This window comes from Streptomyces sp. NPDC111520 (assembly GCF_055635295.1).
In genome coordinates this window covers 299194-311443 of sequence record NZ_JBVKBW010000005.1, presented here as the reverse complement: position 1 = coordinate 311443, position 12250 = coordinate 299194, and the positions used below count along the sequence as shown (strand labels likewise).

The 12250-nt window shown below is 76.1% G+C and carries 9 protein-coding genes; 6 read left to right on the top strand and 3 right to left on the bottom strand.

The features are described 5' to 3' along the window. The first annotated feature begins 3 nt into the window (after positions 1-3). The 3 genes from ACZ7MY_RS13715 (at position 4) to ACZ7MY_RS13705 (ending at position 3614) form a co-directional block, all read left to right on the top strand. Positions 4-1296: a copper amine oxidase gene (locus ACZ7MY_RS13715; protein ID WP_499601669.1), complete on the top strand. Its 1293-nt coding sequence runs from the start codon at positions 4-6 to the stop codon at positions 1294-1296. A 124-nt stretch (positions 1297-1420) separates the two neighbouring features. After that, on the top strand, positions 1421-2668 hold the full coding sequence (locus ACZ7MY_RS13710) for a DUF5919 domain-containing protein (protein ID WP_499601668.1): 1248 nt from the start codon (positions 1421-1423) through the stop codon (positions 2666-2668). Between the two features lie 232 nt (positions 2669-2900). Next, positions 2901-3614 carry a 3'-5' exonuclease gene (locus tag ACZ7MY_RS13705; protein ID WP_499601666.1) on the top strand — a complete coding sequence of 238 codons (714 nt, stop codon included), beginning with the start codon at positions 2901-2903 and terminating at the stop codon, positions 3612-3614. Between the two features lie 150 nt (positions 3615-3764). Here ACZ7MY_RS13705 and ACZ7MY_RS13700 read toward each other — a convergent pair whose 3' ends face one another. Further along, complete coding sequence (locus ACZ7MY_RS13700; protein WP_499601665.1) at positions 3765-4625, bottom strand: phosphotransferase enzyme family protein; 861 nt, start codon at positions 4623-4625, stop codon at positions 3765-3767. A 33-nt stretch (positions 4626-4658) separates the two neighbouring features. Between ACZ7MY_RS13700 and ACZ7MY_RS13695 the strand changes: the two genes are divergently transcribed. The 3 genes from ACZ7MY_RS13695 (at position 4659) to ACZ7MY_RS13685 (ending at position 6643) form a co-directional block, all read left to right on the top strand. Then, on the top strand, positions 4659-5012 hold the full coding sequence (locus tag ACZ7MY_RS13695; RefSeq protein ID WP_499601663.1) for a hypothetical protein: 354 nt from the start codon (positions 4659-4661) through the stop codon (positions 5010-5012). A gap of 376 nt (positions 5013-5388) precedes the next feature. After that, positions 5389-6288: a hypothetical protein gene (locus tag ACZ7MY_RS13690; protein ID WP_499601662.1), complete on the top strand. Its 900-nt coding sequence runs from the start codon at positions 5389-5391 to the stop codon at positions 6286-6288. A 55-nt stretch (positions 6289-6343) separates the two neighbouring features. Continuing rightward, positions 6344-6643, top strand: coding sequence for a YciI family protein (locus ACZ7MY_RS13685; RefSeq protein ID WP_499601660.1), 300 nt, complete (start codon positions 6344-6346; stop codon positions 6641-6643). 16 nt (positions 6644-6659) lie between these two features. Here ACZ7MY_RS13685 and ACZ7MY_RS13680 read toward each other — a convergent pair whose 3' ends face one another. Continuing rightward, a complete protein-coding gene (locus ACZ7MY_RS13680) occupies positions 6660-10355 on the bottom strand; it encodes a CHAT domain-containing protein (protein ID WP_499601658.1) in 3696 nt (1231 codons plus the stop codon). 807 nt (positions 10356-11162) lie between these two features. Next, a complete protein-coding gene (locus ACZ7MY_RS13675; protein ID WP_499602001.1) occupies positions 11163-12227 on the bottom strand; it encodes a carboxylate-amine ligase in 1065 nt (354 codons plus the stop codon). Positions 12228-12250: the final 23 nt, after the last annotated feature.

The following is a 12250-nucleotide window of genomic DNA, read 5'->3' as shown; positions in this document are numbered from 1 at the left end:
ACGATGCGCACCACCCTTGTGCGCCGGGCCCTCGGTACGGCCCCGGCGCTCCTCCTCCTGCCCGCGCTCGCCGTGGGCCCCACCGCCGGACGGGCCGAAGCGACCCCCCGGGCCGACACCGCCGCCGCGGCGGACTGCGGCACCGCCACCGCCCTCACCAGGACGCTGCCGAACGGCACCGGCTGGACCATGTGCTGGCGCATGAGCGGCACCAAGGGCCTGGTCCTGGAGAAGATCGCGTACCAGCCCCGGAAGGAGCCGCAGCCCCTCAAGGTGCTGAACTCCGCCACACTCGCGCAGGTCAACGTCCCGTACGACTCCGGGCTCACCGAGTACAACGACCTGTCCGACATCGGATTCGGCAACACCGCGGTCGACATCGGCCCCGAGGAGTGCCCCGGCGGCACCATCGCCTCGGCCTACGTCCCGCAGCAGGAACGCACCGTCAAGGCGCTGTGCGTCACCACCGCGCCGCACGGCTACGCCTACCGCAGCGACCTCTACGACGAGGACGGCACCGCGAGGAAGTACACCCGGCAGGGCAGCGACCTGGTCGTCTTCTCCGTCTCCCAGCTCGGCTGGTACGAGTACGTCACCCAGTGGAACTTCTCCGACGACGGCACCATCACCGCCAAGGTGGGCGCCACCGGCGACCTCTCGCCCGGCGACTACAGCGGCGAGGGCACCGGCTGGCCCATCGGCACGGGCGGCCACGACCACGCCACCAGCCACTACCACTCGGTCTTCTGGCGGCTGGACTTCGGCCTGGACGGCTCGAACCGGGCGAAGGTCGAGCAGTACGACACCAAGAAGGCCGGCCGCGGCTCCGGCTCCGCCGTCCTGAAGACCACCAGGACCGCCGTCACCAAGGAGCTCGCCGCCAACTCCGCGCTGCGCCGCTGGTGGCGCGTGGTCTCCACGGCCGGGAGGAACGCCGACCGGCACCCGCGCTCCTGGGAGCTGGTCCAGCAGCACTCCGACCGCTACGACGCCCACGCCTACACCTCCAAGGACCTGTACGTCACCCAGTACCGGGCCTGCGAGCAACTAGCCAGCGGCAACAGCGACCCCGCCTGCGCCGGCCGCGGCACCTCGGTGGACAAGTGGGCGAACGGCGAGAACCTCGCGCACCCGGTGATGTGGGTGAACGTCGGCTTCCACCACATCCCGCGCGACGAGGACCAGACGCCCATGCCGATCCACTGGCAGGGCTTCCAGCTCGCGCCGCGCGACGTGACCGCCATGAGCCCGCTCACACCGGACGAGCTGTCGGGCGGCAACGGGCAGGGACACTGACCGTCCCGCGCCGTCGGGCCCGGTAAGCATGTGGTGAAGTAGCGTCGTTACGGCTGCACCGCCTCCCGCCCCGCAGTACCCTTCCTTGATCGTGGACGGGGGCGGGAAGGCGGGTGCAGTCGTGATGTCGGGAGGTCTGGTGCTCCCCGGTGGTGGTGATCAGGGGGACCCGGGCGGCGGCATCGGCGAGGGAGGCACCGGTACGGCCGCCCTGGCACTGCCGTTGGAGATCGGAGCGGAACTGGACTGGGGCGCCGACGAGTGGGCCGAGGTGCGCACCCGCGCCCGGCGCGCGGGACGGGCGTACGTGTGGCTCAACCTCGTCGAACAGCGCCTGCGCGCCGTTGTCAACGCCGTGCTGCGCCCGATCTACGAACCCGTGCACGGCGACGAGTGGGTGGTCGCGGCCGCGGGCCCGGCCGGTCACGAGTGGGTGCAGCGGGCGGCGGCCGTGCGCGAGGTCAGCCGCCGCAAGGGATTCCTGCTGGACCCGGCCGACGACAACATCCTCAGCTTCCTGACGCTGCCGCAGCTGCGCGAGCTCGCCGTGCAGCACTGGCCGTGCTTCGAGCCCTACCTCGACGACCGCCGGGAACTCGAACTCGCCCTGGACGAATTGGAGGTGGCCCGGCACGTCGTCTCCCGCAACCGCGCCCTGTCCCGCACCGTCCTGGACCAGGCCGAGCGGGCCGCCGCCCGCCTGCTGGACATGCTCGGCTCCGGCCCCGGCTACCCCTCCGCCGAGCGGCTGCCCGTGGACGCCGTCGAGGAGCTCGTCGCCGACCGCTACGCCGACGTCGTCGGCGTCTACCCCGACCGGGTGCGGCTGCAGCGGCAGCTGCCCGCCGAGGACCTGTTCGGGAACGCCCGCCGCCTGGACGCGGTGGGCATCGGCCTCAACCTGCTGGTGCAGAACTACTCCGGCAAGCGGCTGGTGCGGCTCGCCGAGTCCGGCTGCCGGGTGCGGCTGCTCTTCCTCAACCCGGCGAGCAGTGCCGTCCGCCGGCGCGAGCGCGAACTCGGCCTCGGCCGCGGGGAGCTCAGCCGCTCCGTCGAGATGAACATCATGCACATGCGGCGGGTGCGGGCCCGGCTGCGGGACACCGCCGCGTTCGAGATCCGGGTCTTCGACGAGACCCCGCGCTTCACCGCCTACCTCGTGGACGGCGACACCGCGGACGGCATCGCGGTCGTCCAGCCCTACCTGCGCAGGGCCCGCGGCATGGAGGCGCCCGTCCTCATCCTGCGCGGCGGGCCGCGGGACCTCGTGCAGACCAGGGCCGACGGCGCGCCCGAGGCCGAGCACGGCCTGTTCGAGACCTACCGCGAGGAGTTCGAGGGCGTCTGGGTCGACTCCCGTCCGGTCTCCTGACGGGTCTCCTGACGGCCCGGCGGGCCCCCGGCCGTACGCCCCCGCACAGCCCGGCCGCGGGACTGTCAGTGGCGCACGGGATGATGGAGGCGAACACGGGGGAACCGCGGGAAGGACGTACGTCAATGCGCATGGGACGAGGCCGGACACGGCCGGCCGATTCCGCACGGGGGAGGAGCGCGGGCAGCCGCCCGCGCTGCGCGGTGCACGCCGCGGGTACGAGGGCCGCGCGATGAGCTGGATCAGCGACGCACTGGTCGCCTTCGACCTGGAGACCACCGGCACCGACGTCGAGACCGACCACATCGTCACCGCGGCGGTCGTCAGGCTGGAGGCCGACGGGGCCGTCTCGCGGGAGCGCACCTGGCTGCTCGACCCGGGCGTGGCCATACCCGAGCAGGCCTCGGCGATCCACGGCATCTCGACCGCGCACGCCCGTGCGCACGGCGCCCCGGCCGCCTCGGCGGTCGAGGAGATCGCCCAGGCCGTCACCGAAGTGCTGCGCTCGGGCACCCCGCTGGTGGTGATGAACGCCCGCTACGACCTCTCGCTGCTGGACCGCGAGTGCCGGCGGCACGGCGTCGCCTCGGTCAGCGAACGGCTGGGCGGCGGGCCCGAGCCCGTCATCGACCCGCTGGTCATCGACAAGCACGTCGACAAGTACCGCAAGGGCAGAAGGGCCCTGCAGGCGCTGTGCGCCCACTACGGGGTCCAGTTGGAGGGCGCCCACGACGCGCGGGCCGACGCGCTGGCCGCGGCCCGCGTCGTACGCCGCCTGGGGGAGCGGCACGAGCCCGTCGGCCTGATGCCGCTCGCGGACCTGCACGCCCTTCAGATCCGGGCGGCGGCCGAGCAGTCGGCCTCCCTCCAGGCGTACCTGCGGCGCACCGCCGACCCGGCGGCCGTCGTCGAGCAGGCCTGGCCGGTCATCCCCCGGCCGAGGTGACCGCGGGGCCCCGGCGCGCACGGATGCGCCGGGGCGGCCCGGACGCGTGGCCGGGCGGCCGGGTGGCCGGGTGGCCGGGTGGCCGCCCGCGGGTGCGCGGCGCGGACATCGCCCGTGGGCGGTGCCGTGTTGCCGGAAGGCGATATGGGGTCAGAAGGGGTACCAGCGTACGGACGGGTCGCCGTCGCGCAGCGAGGTCACCCGGCGGCGGAACTCCGCGAGTGCGGCCGGGTTGCCCGGTGCGTGCTGGGCCACCCAGGCGCAGCTCGCGGTCTCCCTCGCCCCGCGCAGCACCGCGCAGCCGTCCCACTCGCGCACGTCCCAGCCGTAGGCGTCGGTGAAGGCGGCGTAGGCGTCCGGACCGAGCCCGTAGCGGTCCCGGCTGAGCGCCATGACGACGAGGTCGTGCTCGCGCAGGTCGGCCGAGAAGGTCTCCAGGTCCACCAGGACCGGGCCCTGCGGGCCGACGTGCACATTGCGCGGCAGCGCGTCGCCGTGGACGGGGCCCGGGACCAGGTGCGGGGTCAGCGCGGCCGCGGCGACGGCGAAGCCGTCCCGGCGCTCGCGCAGGTACGCGGCGTCCGCGGGGTCGACCGCGTCACCGGCCAGCCGCAGCCACCGTTCCACCCCGTCCAGCAGGTCGCGGGGCGGAAGGGCGAAGTCCGGCTCGGGCAGGGCGTGCACGAGCCGCAGCAGCGCGGCGAGGTCGGCGGGCCCTGCGGGCCGGACCGGGTCCGGCAGCCGCTCCCAGTACGTCACCGGATGCCCCTCCACCAGCCGGGCCTCCGGCGCCGCCGCCCGTACGGCGGGGACGCCGTGCGCCGCCAGCCAGGACGCCGTGCGCACCTCGCGGGCGGCCCGCTCCAGCAGTTCGGGACCGCGGCCGACCTTCGCGACGGTCATGCCGTCCGCGAGGTCGAACACCGCGTTCTCGCCGAGCGCGAGCAGCTTCGCGCCGTCCTGCCCGTCCGCCGCGAGCACGGCCCGGGCGAGCTCTTCGGTGAACGCCATACGGCAATGATCGCAGATCAGTAGGCTGGGCCGGTGACCGAGGAAGACGTCATGGCCTTCTGCGAGATGCTGCCGCTGCTGCGCGGCGCCGCGAGCGACCCGGGCGAGGCGGCCGAGGTCGAGGCCGCCGCCGAGGCCGTACGGCGGGGCGCCGGCGACGTCGAGACCGTGACCGACCTGGGCCACCGGCTCGGCGTCCGGGTCGTCGGCCCCCGCACGGACCCGGGCGGCTACACCCAGCTGCCGGGCATGACCGGCGGGGGCGCCGGCATCCTGCGCCACCGCTGCCCGCGCGGCCTTTGTGCCCGCAGCGAGGACCCCACGGCGTCCGTCACCGCCCCGCGCTGCGCGGTCTGGGACGCCGAACTGCGGCCCGTCTGGTACTAGGCCGTGCCGTCGAAGGAGCTCCGGCCGCCCGGAGGGCGGGCCCCGCAGGTCCCCGGCTCGCGCTGGGAGATCCCCCCGGTGCGGTGCATCGCAAGGCGGAGAGTCGTCCCCGTAGTGGGCTGCTCGGACGATTCGACAACACAGCGTTGGGGGCACTTCCCGGCGGAGCGCCGTGCCGGATCGCGCGGGCAGGAGGGACTTGTGACGACACGGCCTGGACCTGTCCTTCCGGCCCCCGGGGAGAAGGAGGGTCGTCCGGTGCGCGCAGCCGTACGGCGGAGGGAGCAGCAGACACCGGTGGCCGCGGCGCGAAGGCCCCGGGGCCGTTGCGCCCGCCGTGTAGTCGAGCAGGTCGCGGAAGGCGGGGCGTAGCGCGGTGGCGGGTCTGCTGGACGAGATCGGCGGGAAGCTCGCCGAACGCTGGGTCTCCCTGCTCGCGCTGCCCGGTGCGCTCTTCCTGGGCACCGCCTGGGCCGCCCATGTGCTCGGCGGCAGGCGTCCGTTCGACGCCGGCCGCCTGCTGCGCGAGGTCGAGCGCGCCGCGGACTGGACCGACGCGCACGGCGCGGCCGGTTACCTCCTGGCCCTGGTCGCCGTGCTGTTGCTCGCCGTCGTCCCGGGCCTGGCGGTGCAGGTCCTGGCCCGCGCGGTCCAGGTGCTCTGGGCCGGGCCCTGGCCGGGCGGGTCGGGGCAGTGGCTCGTGCGCCGGCGCCGGGCCCGTCGCGAACGCGCCGACGCCGACGTCGCGGCCCGTCTGCGCAACCACGAACGCGACGGCGACCCGGCCGAACTGGCCGCCGCCCGCGCGGCCGAGGCCCGCCGGGACCGGATCGCGCCCGTGCCCCCGGCCCGCCCCACCCGCATGGGCGACCGGATGCACGCCCTGGAGCACCGCGTCGGCGCCTACTACGCGGTGCCCTTCACGGCGGTCTGGCCACGCCTGTGGCTGGCGGCGACGGAGGCCGACCGCAAGGAGATCCGTACCGCGGCCGGTGCCTTCGAGGCGTCCACCCGGCTGTGCGGATGGGGCCTGCTCTACGTGGCGCTGGGCTGCGCCACCGCGTGGTGGCCCGCCTTCGTCGCGGGCGCCGTGGTCGTGTTCGCCGCCTGGTGGCTCGGACGCGAACGGCTCTTCGCCCTCGCGGACCTCGTCGACGCCGTCGTGGACCTGCGGCTGCGCTCCGTCGCCCGCGCCGTCGGGATCCCCGTTCCGCCGGGCTCCGTCGCCCCGGCGACCTGGCGGGAGCTCGACATGGTGCTGCGCCGCCGCCGGTGAGCGCGCCTGAAAATGACGGACCGGGCCGCCCGGGCCGCGAGGAGATCGGACGGGGATGCTGCACCTGCTGTTCCTGACGTACACCGGATCCGAGGAGGACGCCGGGCCGTTCGTCGCCGCCCACGTCGCGTTCCTGGAACGCCACCACCGCGCCGGCACCTTCCTGCTCTCCGGGCAGACCGTGCCCTCGTCCGAGGGCGGCGTGATCCTCGCCCGCGGGACGGACCGCCGGACGATCGAGCGGATCGCCGCGGAGGACCCCCTCGTGGTCTCGGGGGTCGCCGTGTACACCGTCACCACCGTCGACCCGGCCCGCGTGCACCCGGTCCTGGCCGGACTGCTCGGAGGCGACTGACGTCCCGTCGCGGCGCTCAGCGGCCGATGTGGACGAAGGGCGCCCACACCGCGGGGGAGCGGGCGTAGCGGGTGCGCAGGGCGCGCACGACGTGGTTGAGGGCGCGGCCCGTGTCCGCCGGGGCGACGGCGCCCGGCGCCGGGGCGCGGAGCGCCGCGTACAGGCGGGCGGCAAGGAGCGCGGAGACCGCGTCGTCGGCCTCCCACAGGGCGCCGACGACCTGCGGGTAGCCCGCGGTCTGGAAGGCCGAGGCGAGGTGGACCGCCTCGTCGGGCAGCTGCCCGGTGTGCGCGGTGTGGCAGGCCAGCAGCACCGCCAGCTCCGCGTAGAGCGGTTCCTGCCGGGCGACGTCCGCGGCGCTCAGCGGCCCGCCGTGCAGCAGCAGGTGGCTGGCGGACGGGTCCAGGGGGTCGCTGACGCCGTGGCAGGCGAAGTGCACCCAGCGGGCCGTGCGCAGCGCCGACAGCACGCGTTCCGGCGTGGCCTGCTCGCCCTCGAGGGCGCGTACGCCGCCCAGCGCGTCCGCGATCGCGGCGATCTCACGGGCCGAGGCGCCCGCGGAGCCCGCCGTGCCGGTGGGGCGGCCGACCGCCAGCAGCCGGCCACCGGTGCGGCCCGAGGACGCCCGCCGGGCGTGCTCCAGGGCGCGCAGGGTGGGGGTGTAGGACGAGGCCACCCGGTCCAGGACGGTCCGTCCGTCGCGCAGTTGGTGCTTGCGCTGCAGCCCTGCGGCGTGCAGCGGTAGGTACGCCAGCGGTCCCGACGCCGACCACCACAGCCGGGGCGCCGCCGAGGCGGGGGCGTCCTCGGGGAGCGCCCTGGTCAGGCCGAGGGCGGTGAGCACGGGCTCGGCCACCGTGCGCCACAGCCAGGCGAGGGTGTCCAGCACCAGTTCGCGGGCCCGGTCGTGCTCCTCGGCGGGCGCGGTCCGCGGAAGGCCCACGGCCGCCAGGAACTCCTGCGCCCGCAGGGCGAGCCGGCCCTCCGTCAGCTCGCGCAGCGGCACCGAGAAGATCCGCTCCCGCGTCACGACGACCGCGTCGCACCGCAGCCGGTCCACGTTGACCGCCACGACCGGCCCCTGGGCCGCCACGGCCCGCATCTCCCGTTCCGTGGGCGGCATCAGGAACCGCTCGAACCCCGCCCTGCCGCGGACGCGCGTCAGCAGCGCCTCCCACTCGGCGGCCGCGACGTGCCGTTCCATGACGTCCTCGCCCGCCTCGGCCCGCCGCAGCCGGGCCCCGAGCGCGGCGAGCTCCCGGGCCAGCACGGGATGCGCCGCGGACAGCGCCGTCAGATCGGCCCGGGCCTCCAGGTCCTGCCCCATCAACACGGCCCGGCTCTGCTCCAGCAGCGCCAGCGCCTGAGCGGGCCGCCCGGCGGCGAGCGCCGCGGCGCAGCCGGTGCGGCCCAGGCTCGTGCCCGTCAGCGGATCGGGCCGGCCCGCGTCCGCCGGGTCGCCGCCGTCCGTCCGCAGGTGCGCCAGGGGGTAGCGGCGGCCCAGCAGAGCCCCGCCGACGAAGGCCCGGCGGTCCTCCCGGGCCAGGGCGCGCGAGGCCACCGCCGGCAGCGTCTCCAGGGCCCGCGCCGCCGCGTCGGCGGCGGCCGCCCAGTCGTGGTGCTCCAGCGCGTCGGCCATCGCGATGCGCGCCACCTCGAAGCGCAGCGCCGGCATCTCGCCCCCGGGCTCCGCCGCCAACGCGACCTCGGCCGCCCGCGCCGCCCGCAGGTCCCCGCGGACCGTGGCGACGGTGTAGTCCGCCCAGTGGCCGTACGAGGTGACCATCCCGCCCAGCAGGTCCGTCAGGCCCGGGCTCCGCTCCACGCGCAGCGAGGCGTCGGCGATCCGGCGGCGCGCCTCGGCGGCGAGCACGGGGTCCTGGGTGAGCCCGGCGAGGTTGGTGAGCGCGTTGGCGTACTCGACCTCACCGGCGGCCCGTTCCGGCGCGTCGTCGGGCAGCAGGTCGAGCGCCGCGCGCAGTTCCCGGCAGCAGGCGCGCAGTGCGCCGGTGTCCATGGCGAGCACCGCCCGCATGTGCTGCCAGGGCGCCGAGGCGAGGACCAGACGGGCGTGCTCCGGTGAGCCGTGGGTGAGTTCGGCCAGGACGCGGTCGCCGAGCGCGGCCGCCTCCTCGATCACGGCGGCGTCCTGGTCGGCCATGTAGCGCATCCCGGTGACTGCCATCAACAGCGCCGCGGTCTGGGTGCGTTCCGGGCTGCCGGGCTCCGTCCGTTCCAGTGCCTCGCGCAACTGCCGCTCGGCGTCGGCGACGAAGGCCGGATCCAGGCCCTGGGGCGTGCCGGGGCCCTTGGCCAGGGCGGCGAGCAGCGGCCGCATGTCGGGAGGCACGGGGAAGGCGGAGGTGAAGCGCGTGTACAGGTCGTCGCCTGTCCCTGTCCCTGCCTCCGCCTCGCCGCCGGGTTCCGGACGGGGGCCGGGCACTGGCTGTGGCTGCGGCTGTGGCTGTTCGGCAGGGGCGGGGCCGGGGCCGGGCTCGGGGCGGAAGCCGTCCGGCGGCAGGGCCGTCCGTAACTGCATCGGCGGCAGCGCGGGCGCGAAGCGCACCATCAGCGGCAGGAAGCGGGTCACCATCGACCCCAGGGACCGCGGCAGGAGCCGCATCCTGCCGCGGAGTTCGCCCACCGCGGCGGCCTTCGCCGCGATGTGCGGCTGCAGCGGATGGCCCGGCGGCAGCCGCTCCATGAGCGCGCGCAGCATCCGTTCCGCCTCCGCGGCGTCCGCGGCCTCCCACGCGACGACCGCGCGGGCGGCCAGCAGCGAGGCCGTGTTCACCTCGTACGACCCGTCGTCGTCCGGCAGCCCCTCGGCCCGGTACGCCTCCAGGTGACCCATCGCCTCGTCGATCGTCGCGCGGGACGGCGCCCAGGGCAGCGTGCACATCAGCGCCACCGCCAGCGCGAAGTGGACGCTGCGCATCTCGTGCCGGTCCCGCAGCCCGCCCATGGTGCGTCCGCTCGCCGCGGCCAGCGCCAGCCGCCCGCCCCGCACGGCGACGTCCACCGCCTCCCGGTCCCGCGGATGCGCCCGGACCCAGGCGACTCCGGCCAGCACCGCCACCCGGCCCGCGTCCGGGGCGTCGACGTGGCCGGGGACGACCGTCCCGAAGGCCTCCCGGGCACGCGCCCACAGGGCGGGCAACTCCCCGGTGGCTCCGCACTCGTAGCGGACCAGAGCGGAGTGCGCGAGCCGGGCGAGCAGCCCGGGGCGGCTCAGGTCGTCCGGCGGCAGCGTCGCCAGCAACTCCACCACCCTGGGCTCCGCGGGGTCCGCGGGCCGGAACGGCCGCTGCGCGGGGCCCGAGGGGTAGAGAGCGGCGACCGCCACGAGGTCGTCGGGCGGACGGTGCTGGGTCTGCGCGCCCAGGTGGTGCCGGACCTCGGGCCCGGTGCGGAAGTCGCCGTGCACGTGCGCCAGGGTGCGGTCGGCCAGCTGCAGGTGCAGGACGAGCCGGGCGCGCGACGGATCGTCGCGGCCCGCCGTGTCCAGCCCCAGCACGGTCAGCGCGAGCGCGGCGGCGGCCGGGGCCCGCCCGTCCTCGCTCCCCCAGGACTCGCGCAGCAGGCTCTCCGCCGCGGCGAGCAGACCTGCGGGCGTCGAGCCGGCACCGTCGACTAGGCGGGCGGTCCCCGGCGGTTCCGCCAGCCCGAAGCGCGTCAGCATGCGGTCCACGGCCGCCCGCGCGTCCGTCATCAGCCGCCCCCGATCCCCGTCGCCGACGTCGCGCGGCAGAATAGCGCGCCCCGGGTGACCGACCGGTCACTCCAGGACACGAGGACACCCCGAGGCGTGCGCGCGCCGGTATGCGGTCGCCCTCCGGCCTGCCCGCGCGTGTCCCACGGCGCAGCCCCCACCGGCCGGCTGCTCCGGGGCGGGATCCGGCGGCGCGTGAGTCGCGCCGTCCTGCTGTCCCGGAGGGACTCGCGGTCCGCCCGGCCCCGCGCGAACAGGGCTGGGGCGGGCCATGGGCTCCGGGCTTCCTCACGATGTCCCGGGCCGGGCTCGGCGGAGGCGGCTGCGCGCCGCCTGCGGGGGCTGTCGAGGCCCGGACGCCACTGGATCGGGCCCTGCCTGGATGCTTGCGGCCCGGCCTCGGCGCAGAAGGACAGGCCCGCGGGACTGTGTCCTGCGTGCTTGTCGGACCCGGTCACGCTGTGCGCGTTCCCACCCGCCCGCGGGGGCCGGCAAGGCACTGGCCCGGCACGAGTGCCCGTCGTGGACGGGGCACCCGGCGGCCTGCCGCGGCACTGGGCTTCCGGCGGCCTCGGTGGACGGATGGCGACCCCGGTCACGCTGCGCGGCACGGCTTCGCGCTGCCCGCGGGACTGTCAGGAACCGGGCGCCACGGGACCGCACCCTGCCCGGCCGCATCGTGGCGCCAGGGGGCAGGCCCGCCTCTCACGGAGGCCGGTCAGCCCCGGTCACGTCGCGCCGCAACGGCACCGCAGCGCCCGCACGGCCTGGCGGGGCCCGCCACCGTGCCGCCGTGGACAGGGCAGGTCACGCCGCCGTGCGGCGGACCGCGTCGCGGAGGACCGCGGGGGCGCCGCCCTGGGCGTACATCTCGCGTTGCCGGCGGGCGCCGGAGCCCCGCGAGGTCAGGCGGTCGACGCCGGCGCGGACGGTGTAGAGGTCGCCCGCGTCCTTCAGGGCGTCCTCGACGTGGGCGACCAGGGTCTCGACGACGTCGTGCGCGCTCGCCGGGCGGAAGGTGCGCGGATCGAGGAGGGCGCCGTCCAGGCCGGAGCGGCTGGCCCGCCAGGAGGCGAGCCGGAGCAGCGCGAGGTCGTCGTCGGGCGCGGGGTGCCCGTCGGCCCACTCGCGGGCGGCGGTCTCGACCAGGCCGCGCACCAGCGCGGCCAGCACCACCGAGTCCTGGTACTCCGGGCACACGTCGCAGACGCGCACCTCGACGGTGGGGAACTTCGCCGACAGCCGGGCGTCGAAGTAGAGCATGCCCTGGTCGATCAGGACCCCCGTGGCCAGCAGCCGGGACACCGCGGCGCGGTACCCCTCGGCGGAGCCGAAGCCGCGGGTAGGCCCCGCGGTGGGCCAGCGGCCGAAGACCTGGTAGCGGTAGCTCGCGTACCCCGTGTCGGTGTCCTGCCAGAGCGGCGAATTGGAGCTGAGCGCCAGCAGCGGCGGCAGCCAGGGGCGGATGCGGTCGACGACGGCCACGCCCTCCTCGTCCGACTCCACCCCCACGTGGACGTGGCAGCCGCAGGTCAGCGTCTCCTGCGCGGTGAGGCCGAAGGACTGGGCCATCCTGCGGTAGCGGCCCCTGGGGGTGAGCCGGGGCGGCACCGCCACGGGGGAGGTCCCGAGCGCCGCCACCGCGACGCCTTCGGGGCGGGCGAGGTCGGCCGCCCTCCGGCGCCAGGAGCGCAGTTCCTCCCTGAGCTGGTCGAGGGTGACGCAGGGGGAGCTGTTCAGTTCGAGCTGCTGTTGCTGCAGCTCGGCCACGAGTTCCCGGGGCCAGGGCCCGCCGTCCAGCACCGCGTCCGCGACCGCACGCGGTTCCCCGGACCGTGCGTCCACCAGGAGAAGCTCTTCTTCCACTCCCACGGTGCGTGCCACCCTCTTCGGAT